Here is a 16,238-nt window from a genome sequence, read left to right as displayed (position 1 = left end):
CTTCCCGCACCCACAAAGCCCCTCTCGTTTCGCGGCCAAAGGCGCCCGCGCCGGAGTAATTTGGCATCACGGGCAACACTCGGGGAAAGAAAGTGACATGAGGACCTTCGCCAATCCGTTCCACGTCCCCACCCACCGGCAACCGATCCGGAAACTCAGAATCGCCGTCGTCGGGGCCGGATACTGGGGGACCAACCTTGCCCGCAACCTGCACGCCAGCCCTGACTGGGAGGTCGCAGCCATCTGCGACCTGGAGATGAACCGCGCCAGCAAACTGGCTGCCACGCTGGGGGACATTCCCGTGGTCGAATCCCTCGACAAACTACTGGATACGGTGGACGCAGACGCGGTGGCGATCGCAACGCCGGCACGGACCCACTACCGGTCCGCTTTGGTGGCGCTGCGCGCCGGCAAGCACGTCCTGGTGGAACAGCCGCTGGCGGACAGTCGGGCGCACGGGCTGGTAATGATGGCCGAGGCCGAAGCGAACGGGCTGGTGCTGATGGCAGACCACACGCATTGCTATACACCGGCCGCGCTCAAGATGCAGGAGCTGGTCCGGGGAGGTTCACTGGGGGAGATCCTGTTTGTGGATTCCGTTCGGCTCAACCTGGGGCTGGTGAAGCCAGACGTCGACGTGTTCTGGGACCTGGCGCCGCACGACCTGGCAATCCTTGACTTTGTGCTCCCCGGTGGACTGAACCCAGCCGAAGTCTCGGCTTTCGGAGCAGATCCGCTGGGCACCGGCCGGGATTGCGTGGGCCACCTGAACTTCAGGCTTCCCAACAATGCCGCCGCCCACCTGCACGTGAACTGGCTGAGCCCCACCAAGATCCGGCAGACGGTGATCGGCGGATCCCGCCGCACCCTGGTGTGGGACGACCTCAACCCGCAGCAACGGCTCAGTGTGTATGACCGGGGAGTCAGCCTGAACCGGCAGCCGAATTCGCCCGGCGAACGGAAGACCTCCGCCATCTCATACCGCCTGGGCGACACCTGGTCCCCTGCCCTGCCGGAACGGGAGGCCCTGAGCCAGGTGGTGGAGGAGCTGGCCTACTGCATCCGCAACAGGCGTGAGGCGCGCACCGGCGGCGCCTCCGGACTGCGGGTTCTCTCAGTACTCGAAGCGATAACCCGAAGCCTCAGCCGTGGTGGCCAGGCATCCGCAGTTGCAGGAGCCGAGGTGGCAGATTCCGAGCTCAGGCTGGAGCGTGCCCTGTGAGCGAGCTCGAGGGGGCAAATGTCCTGGTGACGGGTGGCGCCGGAACAGTAGGCTCAACCCTGGTGGATGCGCTGCTCAAGGCCGGCGTGAACCGGATTGACGTGCTGGACAACATGGTCCGGGGCCGGATAGTGAATCTGGCCGGTGCGCTGGCCACCGGGCAGGTGGAACTGGTCCAGGGCAACATCCGCAACCGCGACCTGGTTCACGATCTCACCAAGGGCAAGGACCTGGTGTTCCACCAGGCAGCCATTCGCCTCACCCAATGTGCGGAAGAACCCCGCTTTGCCCTGGAAGTCCTGGTGAACGGGACCTTCAACGTATTTGAAGCTGCGGCCGAGCACGGCGCGGACAAGCTGATCGCCGCCTCAAGTGCTTCGGTCTACGGCATGGCGGAACAGTTTCCCACGACGGAGCGCCACCACCATGCCAACAACGACACGTTCTACGGCGCCGCCAAGTCCTTCAATGAGGGGATGGCCCGCAGCTTCCACGCCATGACCGGGCTGGATTATGTGATGCTCCGCTACTTCAATGTCTATGGTCCGCGGATGGACGTCCACGGCCCGTATACCGAGACGCTGGTCCGCTGGATGGAACGGATCACGGATGGCGAACGGCCACTGATCTTCGGCGACGGACTCCAGACCATGGACTTTGTCTATACGGCCGACGTCGCCCGGGCCAATGTCCTGGCAGCCGCAAGCGACGTCAGCCACGGGACCTACAACATCGCCAGCGGAACCGAGACGACCCTGTTGGAGATGGCCCGGACGCTGCTTCGCGTCATGGACTCCGACCTCGCTGTGGAGCACGGCCCGGAGCGGCTGGTCAAGAATGTGGTCCGCCGCCTCGCCGACACCACAGCCGCCCGCCAGGATCTGGGATTCGAAGCAGAAGTGCAGCTTGAGGAAGGGCTCCGCGAACTGGTCAGCTGGTGGAAACCGGTGCAGGACGGGATCACCGCAACAAGGAAAGTTGATTCCCGGTGACAGCAGAACCAGTCCTTGGCCGGATCAACGTCATGAAGCCATGGCTCGGCGAGGAAGAAGCCCGTGCCCTGGCTGAGGTGGTTGCCTCCGGCTGGCTGGCCCAAGGGCCCAAGGTCAAGGAGTTCGAAGCGGGCTTCAGCGCAGCGATGGAGGTGCGTCACGCCGTCGCGGCCTCCAGCTGCACTACCGCCCTGCACCTGGCGCTGGTGGTTGCCGGCATCGGTACCGGAGACGATGTGGTGGTGCCATCGCTGTCCTTCATAGCTGCCCCAAACGCTGTGACCTACGTGGGGGCGCGGCCGGTGTTCTGCGACGTTGAACCGGCCACCGGCAATGCAACGGCCGAGACCATCCGGGCGGCCCTGACCATGGATACCCGCGCGGTGATAGTGGTGGACCAGGGCGGGGTGCCCGTCGATCTGGACCCCATCAGGGAGCTCTGCGACCGCCACGGGATCACCGTGATCGAAGACGCCGCGTGTGCCGTGGGATCGCAGTACAAGGGACGGCCGGTGGGCACGGGGGCGGATGTGACGGTCTGGTCTTTCCACCCCGGCAAGATCCTCACCACGGGTGAAGGAGGCATGCTGACCACGCACCGCGCGGACTGGGCGGCACGCGCCCGGACCCTCCGCGAGCACTCCAGGAGCGTATCGGCCGCTGACCACCATAGGTCGTCGTTGCTGGCGTCCTTGCAGTCACCGCCGGAGGTCTACGTCGAGATCGGCTTCGACTACCGGATGACGGACCTGCAGGCCGCCGTCGGAATCGTCCAGCTGGGCCGGCTCGCCCAGGTGGTGAACCGGCGGCGGGAGATTGCGGCACGGTACGTCGCAGGCCTTGCCGGCCTTCGGGGTCTGCGGTTCATTTCCGATCCGCCGTACGGCACCACCAACTTCCAGTCGTTCTGGCTCGAGGTCCTGCCTGCGTTCGCCACCGATCGCGAGGGGCTGATGGCCTGTCTGGCTGCAGCCGGCATCTCTGCCCAGCGCGGAATCATGGCGGCGCACCGCCAGCCCGCCTACCGGTGGCGCGATACTGGCAATGCCGGGCTGCTGAACACTGAACGGCTTTCCGACAGGACCCTGATACTCCCCGTCTTCCACGAACTGGATGACGAGGAAATGAACCGCGTCATCGTCAGCATCCGCGCTGCCGCCGGCGAGGTTGGCGCGTGAGCGAGCTCATTCTGCTCGCGGCCAGCGGACTGGCCCGGGAAGTGTTGGCCATGGTGCGCAACAGTGGCCAGTACGACGTACTGGGGTTGTTGGACGACGATGAGGAATTGTCCGGCACATCGGTGGACGGCGCGCCGGTGCTCGGCACCATTGAAGATGCAGTGGAATACACCCATGCCCTGTTGCTGGTGTGCCTCGAATCGGGCCGCGCCCGTGAGTCCGTGGTGGAACGGCTGACTGGGCTGGGCCTCACGGAGAGCCGCTACGCCAGGGCCATCGACCCCACTGTCCGGCCCCCGGAGGGCTGCCGGATAGGCAGGGGCAGCATCCTGCTGCCGAACGTCACCCTGACGGCGTCTGTCACGCTCGGGGAGCATGTTGTTGTTATGCCGGGGGTCACGTTCACGCACGACGACGACGTGGCGGACTTCTCGACGTTCGCAGCCGGGGTCTCCCTGGGCGGGGGCGTGCGGGTAGGGCGGGCCGCGTACCTGGGCATGAACTCAAGCGTGCGGGAACGGACGTCGGTGGGAGCCTACGCCACGATCGGGATGGGTGCCGCCGTACTAAGCAACGTCCCGGACGGGGAAACCTGGATCGGCGTTCCGGCCCATGCCGTTGACTTCGGTCCTGGCGCTGCCGGCCCCCTCATGTAATATTTCGGTCAATCCGGGAGTTAACCGGCACGCAGGGCGACTTACCGCCAGGGCATGGCATCAAGCCGGCCCTAGGAATTAGCCGGGGCCTCGAGACCCGCTGTCAGTCTGCATTCCGCCAGAAACGGGACGGAATTCCCACGTATACGAGCCGTCAGCCTTGAGGCTCATCCGTAAGTGACCCCATGTGTCGCTAAACTTCCGCTCCACATAAGAGGGGTTGCTGGTGAACTCCCGGAGGCCGATTCCACCAGTGGACACCTGGAATTGTTGCATCCCGTCCCCAACGCACTTGTCCGCGTTGTTAATCGGGCAGGTCCGCTCATAATTGTGCTGTGAGCCGGACAGCAACACACGAACGCGGTTCGCCCAGAACACGTCAATCCACGGCTTCGCCTTGGAGAAGCGGGTATGGCTCTTCGTGTCGCTGGTGAAATACGGATCATGGTACATAACCGCCAGATGCTTTCCGGCGGCCTTCGCCGCCTTCAGGTCGGCATCCATCTCCGAGGTCATCGCCTGCGCCCGCGTAGCGTCATAACGCCATGTGGCCGTAGGCGCTACAAGAATGTGCCAGTTGCCTTTGTCGAACGAATACCATTCAAGAGCGTCTTGGAACCGTCCAGGATCGGCGTTCGTCGCGCTCTTCTCCGTGGACACGCACTGCCCATCCATGTACCGGTCAACGTCGTCATTCTTGCCGGGTTCAACATCATGATTCGGTCCAGCGGTCCAGTACGTCTTAGCCATAGCCGGACCCCACAACTGGTGGTAAGCCCCGAGCTCGGAACAGGTGCCCTTGTCATACTGGAAATCGCCCAGCGCAAGGAAGTTGTCCAGCGAACCGTCGTCGAGACCGGCGATGATGCTAGCTGCATTTTTACCACTGTGCGACGTGGCCGACGTGTTACCCGCAGGGTTCATATCCCCGGTGGCGGCGAACTCAAACGACTCACCGGATGCCGCCTGCGGGGGAGGGGGAGCGGCCGCCGCATACACGCGAACCCAATCCACTCGCATCTCGCCAGCGCCGTCGGCCGTGCTGTCGGGGAACCAATCCAGTTGTAGCGTCTGGTGCATCCCGCCTGGGGGCTGGTGCGCCGGGTCGGTGGTCTCGAACCACTTCACGCCGTCAATGTAGCCGACAATCCCGGCCGGAGACCAGTCCACTGCGTAGTTGTGGAACTGTGAAACGTCCAGGGTTTTGGACGCGGACACCTGACGGTTTTCACATGAGTAGTGGTGGAAGAACGTGATGGCGTTCCAGTCACCAGTCGTCTCCGCGTAGTCAACTTCGCCGTCACACGGCCAATTCCTACTATCCGGCCACAGGAGCGACACCATATGGTACTCATTGTCACCCGAACCCGCCGCGCGGACCTCCCACCGGCCGTACTTCTGGTTTGCAAACTTCGCGCTCATTCCAGCGGTCGTGCCGTCCGGTGTTCCAGTTATGACCATTTTGGAACCGTCTACCGTGACCTGCTGGGGACTCCGAATTCCATTCCCCGCGTGCCCGGCACTGTTGTAGACGGACCACTTCGCGGCGTCCGGTGCGCCGGTATAGTCGAACTCGTCGCCAGCGGTCGGCGTGCCCCAGTTCAGATCTGTCGCGGCCGAGCCTGTCGTTGACGTAGCAGGGGTCGGCGTAGCAGGGGCCGGCGTGGCTGATGCTGATGTGGCGGCCGGCGCCGGCGTCGTTTCTGCCGGTTGAGGTGAAGGGGCCGAGCAGCCGGCCAGGAAGATTGCCGCTACCCCAAGGGCGACCACGTGTTTACGCATACGTCAGATGATATGGGCCCGTGGCGAGGATGCCTATGTAACCGCTCCGGGAGGCTGTGAGCACTTCGTGGCGCAGGAACTCGGGCAGCACTCTGCCGGGGCGGCGGGGGTCGTCGTCGGAGACGCCCAGGTGGAGGTTGCTGTGGAGCCGCCACCGCGTGGGGCGGTTCACGTGAGCAGTCCCAGCACGCGTGGGAGGAAGAGGAGCAGGTACGTCGTCCACATGACGGCGACGACCCTGGGGCTCACTGTTCGGCCGAGGAGCCTCGGGCGTGTGGACTGTCCGGTGTCTGGTCCGGCGCGTCGGACCTCGAGCGCGATGAGGGTGATGAGCAGCGCGGCAGCCGCGAGCAGTCCGGCCAGGTCGATCATGAGGTTGATCATGACGTGGCCTCCTGCCGTGCGCGTGCCGTGCACGCGAGGACGGTGATGACGGCCATCGTGACCACGCAGCCCTGCCAGGACCACACGGCGAGGTAGAACATTGCCGTGGACACCGCCGTGAGCGCGGCGAGGCCGAGCGCCAGGACGAGCAGCGCGCCGAGCGCGAGGTCGCTCACCTGCGTGAGTCGGGCCAGTGCCTGCCCCGGGAGCAGGACCAGGACCGCTGTCGCGGCGACGGCCTGCAGCGGTGTCGGCAGCCCGATGAGCGTCACCAGCGACAGCGCGACGGCCGCGAGACCGAGCGCCACGGTGAGCCGGCTGACTCCGCCGCTCATGGCGTCACCCGGTACACGCGTGCGTCGTCGTTGCTGAACGCGAGCTCCACGCCGTCCTGCGTGCTCAGCCACTCCTCCAGCTCGGCGAAGCCTGGCGCGCTGCTGGTGCCCTGGAGCACCAGACTCGCCTCCGACGAGCGCGTGAGCAGCACGACGGCACCGGCAGGGTTGTCCCGGGCGTAGTCGTAGACGAGTGGGCCACACGTCGCCGTCGACAAGTCGGACCGGCACATGTAGTCGATCGTCCGGTACCGGTGTTCGAGGTAGGCCTCGCTGCGCCACGGCGTCGGGTAGGCAGCCGAGATCATCACCGAGCCGGGGGGCGCGAGATCCTGCGCGGCGGCGACGGCCGCGATCTCAGCGTCGGTGAAGACGTCATACTGGGCGTTCCCGAACCGGCCCGTCACGGTCAGCACGGCCAGCAGGAAGCAGGTGAGCGCAAGGCTCCCCGCGGCGCGCCAGGAGGGGCGTGTGCTGCCGTCCGTGGGAAGCAGGACCGAGCACGCCTGCAAGGCGATGAAGGGCAGCGCGAACAGCGAGATGCGGATGAGCATCTCCCCGCCGTACAACTGCGCGGGGAAGAGCAGCAGTGGAGCGACGGCGAGGAGGACCACCCGGATGTCGAGGCGTCCTCTGCGCCAGTCGCGCACCGCCCCGACCGCGGCGAGTGCCCACAGCACGAGGGTCAGAACGATCCGGCCCTGCACCACGAGCACGTGCCCGGCGGTCCCGGTCAGGCGGTCGATGACGTTCGCCTCGGTCGCGGCCTGCAGTCCTGCTTCGGCCAGGGGTGGATTCCCGATGAGGTATGCACTCGCGGGGTAGACGAGCCACAGCGTCAGCACCACTGCGGTGATCAGAGGCAGCCGGCTGGGCCAGACACGTCCGCTCAGCGTCAGAGCGGTGATGGCGATGAGTACCATGAACGGCGTCAGCTGATGGCTCGCGCAGATGACCGTGACGAGCAAGAGCGTCACCACGAGGGCGCTCACCCGGTGCCCCGGCCGGGGCTCGGCGGGCGACCGCCCTCGCCACCACGCCGTCAGGTCGACGTCTCGGAAGCCGCGGAACCCGGGGGCCCGCGCGGCCAACGGGCCCACGAGCAGCGCGATCACGACAAGGTACAGGAAGAAGCCGAAGGCCTGGGGAGACAGGTAGTCCTGGTCCTGCCAGTTGCCAAGACAGAAGACCCAGAGCACAAGCCAGAGCCGTCGCGGATCGCTCGTCAAATAGCGCGTCAGCACGCCCAGGGCAGCGAGCCACAGACCCATGTTGAGCACCGGCGCCCACAAGGCAACAGCCACCGGGTCCAGACCGGTCGCCCGGAACACCGTCGCCAGGAGCGCGAAGAAACCCGGCCAGTTGAAGTACGCATCGATGTCCGGGTCGATCCCCTGACTGCCCGAGAGGGCGTCGGCAATACCGAGATGACGGAACGCGACCTCACCCCGCGGTACGCCCGTCACGAAGGCAGCGGTCCCGAAGAGCACGAGCACGAGCACCACAACGAGCCACACCATGACCGGGCGGCGCGCCGGGCCCGCGGCATCCCCCCGCAGCGCCACAACGAAGGCGACGTTCAGAAGCAGGAGCCCCACCCAAAACGGGTAGGGCAGCACAGCGACGAGCCCCAGGTCGCTGTCCACGGGCACCGCCACCGTGGAAGCGGCCCCCACCGCAAGCCCCAGCGACACGACGCCCGCCAGAGCACACCACACATCACGGGCCTTCCAGCGTCCCTCGGTCCGGCTGGTCGCCTCGAGCGTGCCGGTCATCTCCCGTTTCATCGCGCGTCCTGGAGGGCGTCGTGGCCGCCCTCGACCAGCTCCGTGAGCAGGTCGGCAACCCCCGTGGGCCCGAACACGACGTCGGAGTCGACGAGCGGGAGCATGTGCTCCGCGTTGCGGGCCGGAACGACCGCGGTAACCTCGGCAGGGCTGTGACCTACTGTGTCCGGCACCTCAGGCCTCCTCGTCCAGGACCGACGGCAGCAGCTCCTCGAGATACCGGACGATATCGTCCGAGGCCTCGTCCGCCGAATACGCGGAAGGCACCTGCAACAGGTGGCAGGGACGTCCGTCGAGCGCCTTGCTCAGCACGACCCCCTTCGCCCCGAAGTGCTCCCGCCACGGGACCACGGACGTGGCCGCCAAGCCAGTCACGACCCGCTGCGAGAAACCCGCCATCTCGATGTGGAAGTTCCCGATCATCCGGTCAACCATCCAATCGCTCGACCGCTCCACGATCCGGGACCGGGCGCCCTCGAAACGCTCGATATAGACGGCAGCCGCGAGCGGGGCCGACGTCGTCACTTCCCGCCCCGGGAACGCCGTCCCCGCCTCGACCATGCGGTGCTCCGGCGACCATCGCCGGGAGAAGTCCGCGAGCCGCGGATAACGGATGACGAACGGATGCACCACCGTGGTCAGGCGGCCGACACTCCCCGAAAGCCCCGACGGGACAAGGGGCTTCCGGACACCCTCGAACAGGTGCGGGTAGATGGCCCGGTGATGCGGCTTAATGAACATCGGCTTCGCGTAACCAAGCAGCGTGGCGTCCTCGGCCAGGAAAGCCCAGTCATCACCCATGAACGACCACCCCTCGCGCCGCATCAGCTTCGCGGCGGTACTCGTCTTACCGGTCCCCCCGGCGGCCGGAAGCGCAATCGCGTGACCCCGGTACGCCATCGTAGCCGCGTGGAACATGGCGGCTCCCCGACCGACCATAGCGGCATCAAGAACAGGGACCACGGAAGTCAACAACTCCCCCGGCCCGTGAATACGCCACTGCTCCGCGTCCCTCACCACCTGGACCCGATCAGCCTGGAAACGCACGCTGGTCCCCGTATACGCAAGCTCATGCTCAAGCAAACCCGCATCCGGCATCGACTCCGGCCCGTCATCAACAACGATGTCCGCCGGCCCTTCGGTATCGGTGGCGAAACACGCCAACATGCTCTGAAGCTGCTTCGCCGCCGGCGCCTTCGCGTCAACACGGATCCTCACGCGGCCGTGGATATCGAAATGCAATGCACTGCTCTTGGTCTTGGTCTTGGTCTGCATGGTCTCCCTTGTCTGGGTAGTGTCGGTCGGATGGTGTCTCGGCCCCGGCGACTAATCCAGCCAGTGCCCCTAGAGGGATTCGAATCCCCCGGCCGAGTGACCCTGCCCGTAAAGTTGAGCGTAAGGTAGGCCGGCTAGGTAAACACCAGTAGTGAGTACTCGCTTTTACATCGCGTCCGTCCTACGTAGGGAATTTCGTGCTCCCGCCAGAGCTAGGGGTGGAGGGCAACGCCGAGTGATCTGTTAGGTACTCTGGGGACTTATCCCGTAAGTGCGCCAGGTAGACGGGGGTACCCTCCCGTGGTGAGAACACAGGGTGCTCCGACTCAAGCAGTCGGCGCAGCAAGGCTGGTGAGGGGTTCCAAACAGAGGTTAGAATTTGGCCGTGTGAAGGGAACTTGGCTATGGATCAACGCTCGAACGCCGAGTCCCTCTGGCCCGATCCGCCTGAGCTGCCACCGCCCGCCATCCTGGACCAGCGCTGGACCGACGCCATATTCCTGCATTGGCGCATCCCGGAAAACGTTGCTGCTCGTTTCATGCCGCCCGGAGTGCAACCGGACAACTTCGACGGGACGTCATGGGTGGGCCTGGTCGGTTTCCGCATGAAGAAGGCAGGGATCGGACGCGGTCCCGGGATTCCGTACCTGGGAAACTTCAACGAGGTCAACGTCCGCCTTTATTCAAGGGAACCGGACGGAACGCGGGGCGTGGTCTTCCTGAGCTTGGACGCGAACCGGCTGCCCGTCGTCCTGGCAGCTCGAGCGGCGGAAATTCCCTACGTGTGGTCGCGAATCCGCTATTCCCAACCCCGGCCGGACTCGCCAGACGTTGAAGCCATCAACTACTCGGTCAGGCGATTCAGGCAAGGGGCACAGACCAGCTTCGCCGTCGTACCCCAATCAGATGCCACCGTCGATGACCCGATATCGGTTTTTCTCACGGCGAGGTTTGGAATGCACGGCACGTTCCGGGGACGGAGCATCTACATTCCAAACACCCATAAACCGTGGCCGCTGTGCTTTGCCAAGCTGCACCATCTGAAGGATGAACTGATTGCGTCTGCCGGTATCAGCACGAGCGGACCGCCTGAATCGGTCCTGTACTCCCCAGGAGTGCGGACCAAGTTCGGCCGGCCAAGGCTGGTGAGCAGCCTCGGCCAACCGCCGGACCTAGGTGTAGTTCCTATATAGGTTATGAACGCAGCTGATGGGAGTTTTACCTCCGATGCCGGTATGGGTTCTGTGATTGTACTGATGTAGCCAGTCCGGGTAAGTGGCTGCCCGTTCGGCTTCTGATGTGTGGGGGCGGGCGTAGGCCCATTCGGTGGTGAGCGTCCGGTTGAAGCGTTCTACCTTGCCGTTGCCCGGCTCGCACGGAGCGCTCGTGCGCCAGGCTCTGGCGCACGTCGGGTTCCCCGCGTGAACGGCGGCCCGCCGCCCATTCCTTGCACGCACGTGCAGCCCGCCCCGGCCGGTGCGGTGACACCGGTACGGTTCAGCCACCGTCCGGACGCCAGTACCTCAGCCCGCCGCTGGTGTTGCCGTCACGGGCGACGTCGACCACGGCGTATGGGAACGCCCGACGGTCCGACTGGTCAGGTCCGCGACCGCGGACGTCCGAACACCACGTGCCGGTGTTAACGTACCGGGTGGGGCACGCCTCGAGCGCCGATTCGAGGGCCCGGTGGGTGTGGCCCGAGACGTACCAGGCCACCCCGGAACCGTGCGCTTCGAGGGTACGTGCGACCCGGCCCGCAGCAGCAGGAGCTTCCTCGCTGGCGATGCTGCGCCCGGCGGCCGCGAGCACCATGCGGGTGGCGGTGCGCGGGAGCGCCGACACCGTCCGGAACCGGGACAGGCGCGCCAGATCCCGAACGGCCGCCGGGTCGAGCTCCAGCCGCAACGACTCGGCCTGCAACAGCTCGCCGTACGCGAGCTCCCGGACGCGGCGTTCCGCCCGTTCAGACGCCAGGCAGGCCCGGGCAACGGCCCCGGCACGGCTCAGGCGCGAGCTCGACGGCTGGGCGTGCCAGGCGGCGAGCGGTGGCAGGTCCAGCTCGTCGGTACCGCTGACCGCGGTGCGCAGCAGCTCGGGGATCCGGTGCGGCGCGTGGTGCTGGTGCCCGTGCTCGGCCACGAGTACGTGGGGCACGTGCAGGAACCACGGATGCACCCGGATCTGCCCGGGCTCGACGGGTGACAGCAGCGATGACAGGCGGGCGGCGACGGAGGGCCGGGCCAGCTCCACGTCATGGTTGCCGCACACGAAGTGCAACTGCACGCCGCGCGCCGCACACGCCCTCAGCGTTTGGAACGTCTCGCGGTGGCGGGCGAGGATGGACTCGAGGCGGGTCAGGCTCTCGTCCTCGGCGAACCCGGCCAACTCGAACGTGTCACCGACGAAGACAACGTGCTGCTGCGGACCAGACGCTTCGAGCACCTGGTGGTGCAGGAACTCGGGCAGCATTTTGCCGGGGCGGCGGGGGTCGTCGTCGGACACGCCCAGGTGGAGGTCACTGAGGAGCCGCCACCGCGCGGGGCGGTTCACGTGAGCAGTCCCAACACGCGTGGAAGGAAGAGGAGCAGATACGTCGTCCACATGACGGCGACGACCCTGGGGCTCACTGTTCGGCCGAGGAGCCTCGGGCGTGTGGACTGTCCGGTGTCTGGTCCGGCGCGTCGGACCTCGAGCGCGATGAGGGTGATGAGCAGCGCGGCAGCCGCGAGCAGTCCGGCCAGGTCGATCATGAGGTTGATCATGACGTGGCCTCCTGCCGTGCGCGTGCCGTGCACGCGAGGACGGTGATGACGGCCATCGTGACCACGCAGCCCTGCCAGGACCACACGGCGAGGTAGAACATTGCCGTGGACACCGCCGTGAGCGCGGCGAGGCCGAGCGCCAGGACGAGCAGCGCGCCGAGCGCGAGGTCGCTCACCTGCGTGAGTCGGGCCAGTGCCTGCCCCGGGAGCAGGACCAGGACCGCTGTCGCGGCGACGGCCTGCAGCGGTGTCGGCAGCCCGACGAGCGTCACCAGCGACAGCGCGACGGCCGCGAGACCGAGCGCCACGGTGAGCCGGCTGACGCCGCCTCCGCTCATGGCGTCACCCGGTACACGCGGGTTGCTGTGGAGCCGCCACCGCGTGGGGCGGTTCACGTGAGCAGTCCCAGCACGCGTGGGAGGAAGAGGAGCAGGTACGTCGTCCACATGACGGCGACGACCCTGGGGCTCACTGTTCGGCCGAGGAGCCTCGGGCGTGTGGACTGTCCGGTGTCTGGTCCGGCGCGTCGGACCTCGAGCGCGATGAGGGTGATGAGCAGCGCGGCAGCCGCGAGCAGTCCGGCCAGGTCGATCATGAGGTTGATCATGACGTGGCCTCCTGCCGTGCGCGTGCCGTGCACGCGAGGACGGTGATGACGGCCATCGTGACCACGCAGCCCTGCCAGGACCACACGGCGAGGTAGAACATTGCCGTGGACACCGCCGTGAGCGCGGCGAGGCCGAGCGCCAGGACGAGCAGCGCGCCGAGCGCGAGGTCGCTCACCTGCGTGAGTCGGGCCAGTGCCTGCCCCGGGAGCAGGACCAGGACCGCTGTCGCGGCGACGGCCTGCAGCGGTGTCGGCAGCCCGATGAGCGTCACCAGCGACAGCGCGACGGCCGCGAGACCGAGCGCCACGGTGAGCCGGCTGACTCCGCCGCTCATGGCGTCACCCGGTACACGCGTGCGTCGTCGTTGCTGAACGCGAGCTCCACGCCGTCCTGCGTGCTCAGCCACTCCTCCAGCTCGGCGAAGCCTGGCGCGCTGCTGGTGCCCTGGAGCACCAGACTCGCCTCCGACGAGCGCGTGAGCAGCACGACGGCACCGGCAGGGTTGTCCCGGGCGTAGTCGTAGACGAGTGGGCCACACGTCGCCGTCGACAAGTCGGACCGGCACATGTAGTCGATCGTCCGGTACCGGTGTTCGAGGTAGGCCTCGCTGCGCCACGGCGTCGGGTAGGCAGCCGAGATCATCACCGAGCCGGGGGGCGCGAGATCCTGCGCGGCGGCGACGGCCGCGATCTCAGCGTCGGTGAAGACGTCATACTGGGCGTTCCCGAACCGGCCCGTCACGGTCAGCACGGCCAGCAGGAAGCAGGTGAGCGCAAGGCTCCCCGCGGCGCGCCAGGAGGGGCGTGTGCTGCCGTCCGTGGGAAGCAGGACCGAGCACGCCTGCAAGGCGATGAAGGGCAGCGCGAACAGCGAGATGCGGATGAGCATCTCCCCGCCGTACAACTGCGCGGGGAAGAGCAGCAGTGGAGCGACGGCGAGGAGGACCACCCGGATGTCGAGGCGTCCTCTGCGCCAGTCGCGCACCGCCCCGACCGCGGCGAGTGCCCACAGCACGAGGGTCAGAACGATCCGGCCCTGCACCACGAGCACGTGCCCGGCGGTCCCGGTCAGGCGGTCGATGACGTTCGCCTCGGTCGCGGCCTGCAGTCCTGCTTCGGCCAGGGGTGGATTCCCGATGAGGTATGCACTCGCGGGGTAGACGAGCCACAGCGTCAGCACCACTGCGGTGATCAGAGGCAGCCGGCTGGGCCAGACACGTCCGCTCAGCGTCAGAGCGGTGATGGCGATGAGTACCATGAACGGCGTCAGCTGATGGCTCGCGCAGATGACCGTGACGAGCAAGAGCGTCACCACGAGGGCGCTCACCCGGTGCCCCGGCCGGGGCTCGGCGGGCGACCGCCCTCGCCACCACGCCGTCAGGTCGACGTCTCGGAAGCCGCGGAACCCGGGGGCCCGCGCGGCCAACGGGCCCACGAGCAGCGCGATCACGACAAGGTACAGGAAGAAGCCGAAGGCCTGGGGAGACAGGTAGTCCTGGTCCTGCCAGTTGCCAAGACAGAAGACCCAGAGCACAAGCCAGAGCCGTCGCGGATCGCTCGTCAAATAGCGCGTCAGCACGCCCAGGGCAGCGAGCCACAGACCCATGTTGAGCACCGGCGCCCACAAGGCAACAGCCACCGGGTCCAGACCGGTCGCCCGGAACACCGTCGCCAGGAGCGCGAAGAAACCCGGCCAGTTGAAGTACGCATCGATGTCCGGGTCGATCCCCTGACTGCCCGAGAGGGCGTCGGCAATACCGAGATGACGGAACGCGACCTCACCCCGCGGTACGCCCGTCACGAAGGCAGCGGTCCCGAAGAGCACGAGCACGAGCACCACAACGAGCCACACCATGACCGGGCGGCGCGCCGGGCCCGCGGCATCCCCCCGCAGCGCCACAACGAAGGCGACGTTCAGAAGCAGGAGCCCCACCCAAAACGGGTAGGGCAGCACAGCGACGAGCCCCAGGTCGCTGTCCACGGGCACCGCCACCGTGGAAGCGGCCCCCACCGCAAGCCCCAGCGACACGACGCCCGCCAGAGCACACCACACATCACGGGCCTTCCAGCGTCCCTCGGTCCGGCTGGTCGCCTCGAGCGTGCCGGTCATCTCCCGTTTCATCGCGCGTCCTGCTTGACGCGCCGGAGGACGACGACCAGCCGGAGTCCGACCGCCGCGGCCCCGATGGAGAGCACCACCAGCCACGCAAGGGCCATGTCGCTGGGGCCCCTGTCGGCGGCCCACAGCGCTGAGGCGCAGAGGGCGACTCCCAGCGTCGCGCCGACCACGATCGCCTCCACGTAGGCACCGCGGGCGCGGCACACGGCGTTGTAGGCCTGCAGCACCGCGTACGGCACCAGTCCGGCCGCCAACCACCGCAGAGCACCGGCGGACGTGTCGGCGTACCGCTCCCCCAGCAGACTGAGCAGCGGATGAGCGAGGAGGACGAGGACGGCGGCAGCCAGACCTCCTACGGCGAGCGACCAACGAAGACTCGCCCACGTGGTCGACACCAGGCGGCCCGGGTCGCGGACACCCTCGGAGAATTGGACGATGCCCATCAGCATCGGAGCGGAGTAGGCGGCCCAGGCCATCATCCAGGCGGGATACCAGTAGGCAGCTGCCTCCGGCGCCACCATGTGCGCGAGCAGGAGCGGCAGCACCAGCCCCGGGGCGCGCTCGGTGAGGGTGAGGAGCTGGTACGGGATGCCCACCGCCAGCACTGGACGGCCGCGCGACGAGCGCAAGGACGGCCGCGGCCGGTAGCCGACCAGTCTGCGCAGCTGGACCGCACCGACAACGCACGCCACAGTCGTCCCGAGGGTCCAGCAGGCCATCAGCACGTCGGCGGAGGCGCCGTGCGCCTGCCAGGCCACGAGCGCGGCAGCCCCGAGTGCGACGCCGCCGCCCAACGCGTACCTCAAGCTCGCGCTGGAACCGCGTCCCAACGCCACGAGCGCCTGGTCCAGCACGATGACCAGAGTGCCGGTGACGGCAGCAACGAGGAACGTGAGCCAGAAGAGAACCGATGCCGAGGCCGTGTCCGGCGCCACGGCCGAGTGCAGTACGAGGTAGCCCAGGGCCAGCACGGTGCCGGCGACCCCCACGATGGCGAACGCCGCGTCCAGCACCCGCGCGGGCGGCTCCCCCCGCCCCACCGAGAGGATCACGGCCGACCCGGCGCCCAGCACCGCGAGCTGCGTGCAGATCATCACCGCCGCGACCGCGGCCATGGTAAGCCCGACCTCACGGTCGGA

General features: G+C 67.1%; 19 protein-coding genes and 1 pseudogene. 5 read left to right on the top strand and 15 right to left on the bottom strand.

Going from position 1 to position 16,238, the window contains the following annotated elements:
• Positions 1-97: 97 nt before the first annotated feature.
• From QFZ30_RS20900 to QFZ30_RS20885, 4 genes are read left to right on the top strand one after another with little or no spacing between them, the layout of a single operon-like run.
• On the top strand, positions 98-1,222 hold the full coding sequence (locus QFZ30_RS20900) for a Gfo/Idh/MocA family protein (protein WP_307079582.1): 1,125 nt from the start codon (positions 98-100) through the stop codon (positions 1,220-1,222).
• Positions 1,219-2,214, top strand: coding sequence for an NAD-dependent epimerase/dehydratase family protein (locus tag QFZ30_RS20895; RefSeq protein ID WP_307079580.1), 996 nt, complete (start codon positions 1,219-1,221; stop codon positions 2,212-2,214). Before QFZ30_RS20900 ends, QFZ30_RS20895 begins: the two co-directional genes overlap by 4 nt.
• Positions 2,211-3,392 carry a DegT/DnrJ/EryC1/StrS family aminotransferase gene (locus QFZ30_RS20890; RefSeq protein ID WP_307079577.1) on the top strand — a complete coding sequence of 394 codons (1,182 nt, stop codon included), beginning with the start codon at positions 2,211-2,213 and terminating at the stop codon, positions 3,390-3,392. The genes QFZ30_RS20895 and QFZ30_RS20890 overlap by 4 nt, the downstream gene beginning before the upstream one ends.
• The gene (locus QFZ30_RS20885) at positions 3,389-4,048 is read left to right on the top strand and encodes an acetyltransferase (protein WP_307079575.1); all 660 of its coding nucleotides are present in this window, start codon (positions 3,389-3,391) and stop codon (positions 4,046-4,048) included. Before QFZ30_RS20890 ends, QFZ30_RS20885 begins: the two co-directional genes overlap by 4 nt.
• A 78-nt stretch (positions 4,049-4,126) precedes the next feature.
• On the opposite strand, the gene QFZ30_RS20880 is transcribed toward QFZ30_RS20885, so the two are convergent.
• The 7 genes from QFZ30_RS20880 to QFZ30_RS20850 are packed head-to-tail and all read right to left on the bottom strand — an operon-like array spanning position 4,127 to position 9,611.
• Positions 4,127-5,830, bottom strand: coding sequence for a family 16 glycosylhydrolase (locus QFZ30_RS20880; protein WP_307079573.1), 1,704 nt, complete (start codon positions 5,828-5,830; stop codon positions 4,127-4,129).
• A complete protein-coding gene (locus QFZ30_RS20875; protein ID WP_307079571.1) occupies positions 5,823-6,002 on the bottom strand; it encodes a hypothetical protein in 180 nt (59 codons plus the stop codon). Before QFZ30_RS20875 ends, QFZ30_RS20880 begins: the two co-directional genes overlap by 8 nt.
• Positions 5,999-6,214 (bottom strand): hypothetical protein, encoded by a 216-nt coding sequence (locus tag QFZ30_RS20870; protein ID WP_307079560.1) that lies wholly within the window; start codon positions 6,212-6,214, stop codon positions 5,999-6,001. The genes QFZ30_RS20875 and QFZ30_RS20870 overlap by 4 nt, the downstream gene beginning before the upstream one ends.
• Positions 6,211-6,549, bottom strand: coding sequence for a hypothetical protein (locus QFZ30_RS20865; RefSeq protein ID WP_307079558.1), 339 nt, complete (start codon positions 6,547-6,549; stop codon positions 6,211-6,213). Before QFZ30_RS20865 ends, QFZ30_RS20870 begins: the two co-directional genes overlap by 4 nt.
• The gene (locus QFZ30_RS20860) at positions 6,546-8,336 is read right to left on the bottom strand and encodes a glycosyltransferase (protein WP_307079556.1); all 1,791 of its coding nucleotides are present in this window, start codon (positions 8,334-8,336) and stop codon (positions 6,546-6,548) included. The genes QFZ30_RS20865 and QFZ30_RS20860 overlap by 4 nt, the downstream gene beginning before the upstream one ends.
• Complete coding sequence (locus tag QFZ30_RS20855) at positions 8,333-8,509, bottom strand: hypothetical protein (RefSeq protein ID WP_307079569.1); 177 nt, start codon at positions 8,507-8,509, stop codon at positions 8,333-8,335. The genes QFZ30_RS20860 and QFZ30_RS20855 overlap by 4 nt, the downstream gene beginning before the upstream one ends.
• A gap of 1 nt (position 8,510) precedes the next feature.
• Positions 8,511-9,611 carry a hypothetical protein gene (locus QFZ30_RS20850; protein WP_307079567.1) on the bottom strand — a complete coding sequence of 367 codons (1,101 nt, stop codon included), beginning with the start codon at positions 9,609-9,611 and terminating at the stop codon, positions 8,511-8,513.
• A 404-nt stretch (positions 9,612-10,015) separates the two neighbouring features.
• On the opposite strand from QFZ30_RS20850, the gene QFZ30_RS20845 reads away from it, so the two are divergent.
• Entirely contained in the window at positions 10,016-10,804 is a 789-nt protein-coding gene (locus QFZ30_RS20845; RefSeq protein ID WP_307079565.1) for a YqjF family protein, read from the top strand.
• Here QFZ30_RS20845 and QFZ30_RS20840 read toward each other — a convergent pair.
• The 8 genes and pseudogenes from QFZ30_RS20840 to QFZ30_RS20805 form a co-directional block, all read right to left on the bottom strand.
• Positions 10,784-10,981, bottom strand: a pseudogene (locus QFZ30_RS20840) (integrase core domain-containing protein); the annotation flags it as partial. The gene QFZ30_RS20845 and the pseudogene QFZ30_RS20840 sit on opposite strands and share 21 nt — an antisense overlap.
• 127 nt (positions 10,982-11,108) lie before the next feature.
• Positions 11,109-12,161, bottom strand: coding sequence for a hypothetical protein (locus QFZ30_RS20835; protein WP_307079563.1), 1,053 nt, complete (start codon positions 12,159-12,161; stop codon positions 11,109-11,111).
• Complete coding sequence (locus QFZ30_RS20830) at positions 12,158-12,373, bottom strand: hypothetical protein (RefSeq protein WP_307079560.1); 216 nt, start codon at positions 12,371-12,373, stop codon at positions 12,158-12,160. Before QFZ30_RS20830 ends, QFZ30_RS20835 begins: the two co-directional genes overlap by 4 nt.
• Entirely contained in the window at positions 12,370-12,819 is a 450-nt protein-coding gene (locus tag QFZ30_RS20825) for a hypothetical protein (protein WP_307079561.1), read from the bottom strand. The genes QFZ30_RS20830 and QFZ30_RS20825 overlap by 4 nt, the downstream gene beginning before the upstream one ends.
• A complete protein-coding gene (locus QFZ30_RS20820; RefSeq protein WP_307079560.1) occupies positions 12,765-12,980 on the bottom strand; it encodes a hypothetical protein in 216 nt (71 codons plus the stop codon). Before QFZ30_RS20820 ends, QFZ30_RS20825 begins: the two co-directional genes overlap by 55 nt.
• On the bottom strand, positions 12,977-13,315 hold the full coding sequence (locus QFZ30_RS20815) for a hypothetical protein (RefSeq protein ID WP_307079558.1): 339 nt from the start codon (positions 13,313-13,315) through the stop codon (positions 12,977-12,979). The genes QFZ30_RS20820 and QFZ30_RS20815 overlap by 4 nt, the downstream gene beginning before the upstream one ends.
• Positions 13,312-15,102 (bottom strand): glycosyltransferase, encoded by a 1,791-nt coding sequence (locus QFZ30_RS20810; protein WP_307079556.1) that lies wholly within the window; start codon positions 15,100-15,102, stop codon positions 13,312-13,314. The genes QFZ30_RS20815 and QFZ30_RS20810 overlap by 4 nt, the downstream gene beginning before the upstream one ends.
• Positions 15,099-16,193 (bottom strand): polysaccharide biosynthesis protein, encoded by a 1,095-nt coding sequence (locus tag QFZ30_RS20805; RefSeq protein WP_307080409.1) that lies wholly within the window; start codon positions 16,191-16,193, stop codon positions 15,099-15,101. The genes QFZ30_RS20810 and QFZ30_RS20805 overlap by 4 nt, the downstream gene beginning before the upstream one ends.
• Between the last annotated feature and the right edge of the window lie 45 nt (positions 16,194-16,238).

It is taken from the genome of Arthrobacter pascens, assembly GCF_030815585.1.
Taxonomy (GTDB): Bacteria; Actinomycetota; Actinomycetes; order Actinomycetales; family Micrococcaceae; genus Arthrobacter; species Arthrobacter pascens_A.
The sequence above is the reverse complement of the archived record's forward strand: the minus strand, read 5'-3'. Positions and strand labels throughout refer to the sequence as shown.

What these genes read in the sequence shown, in the direction of transcription:
- QFZ30_RS20820 (WP_307079560.1), bottom strand. Translation starts at nt 12,980, where the DNA reads ATGATCAACCTCATGATCGACCTGGCCGGACTGCTCGCGGCTGCCGCG.
- QFZ30_RS20805 (WP_307080409.1), bottom strand. Translation starts at nt 16,193, where the DNA reads ATGATCTGCACGCAGCTCGCGGTGCTGGGCGCCGGGTCGGCCGTGATC.
- QFZ30_RS20845 (WP_307079565.1), top strand. Translation starts at nt 10,016, where the DNA reads ATGGATCAACGCTCGAACGCCGAGTCCCTCTGGCCCGATCCGCCTGAG.
- QFZ30_RS20850 (WP_307079567.1), bottom strand. Translation starts at nt 9,611, where the DNA reads ATGCAGACCAAGACCAAGACCAAGAGCAGTGCATTGCATTTCGATATC.
- QFZ30_RS20830 (WP_307079560.1), bottom strand. Translation starts at nt 12,373, where the DNA reads ATGATCAACCTCATGATCGACCTGGCCGGACTGCTCGCGGCTGCCGCG.
- QFZ30_RS20860 (WP_307079556.1), bottom strand. Translation starts at nt 8,336, where the DNA reads ATGAAACGGGAGATGACCGGCACGCTCGAGGCGACCAGCCGGACCGAG.
- QFZ30_RS20865 (WP_307079558.1), bottom strand. Translation starts at nt 6,549, where the DNA reads ATGAGCGGCGGAGTCAGCCGGCTCACCGTGGCGCTCGGTCTCGCGGCC.
- QFZ30_RS20880 (WP_307079573.1), bottom strand. Translation starts at nt 5,830, where the DNA reads ATGCGTAAACACGTGGTCGCCCTTGGGGTAGCGGCAATCTTCCTGGCC.
- QFZ30_RS20870 (WP_307079560.1), bottom strand. Translation starts at nt 6,214, where the DNA reads ATGATCAACCTCATGATCGACCTGGCCGGACTGCTCGCGGCTGCCGCG.
- QFZ30_RS20815 (WP_307079558.1), bottom strand. Translation starts at nt 13,315, where the DNA reads ATGAGCGGCGGAGTCAGCCGGCTCACCGTGGCGCTCGGTCTCGCGGCC.
- QFZ30_RS20900 (WP_307079582.1), top strand. Translation starts at nt 98, where the DNA reads ATGAGGACCTTCGCCAATCCGTTCCACGTCCCCACCCACCGGCAACCG.
- QFZ30_RS20810 (WP_307079556.1), bottom strand. Translation starts at nt 15,102, where the DNA reads ATGAAACGGGAGATGACCGGCACGCTCGAGGCGACCAGCCGGACCGAG.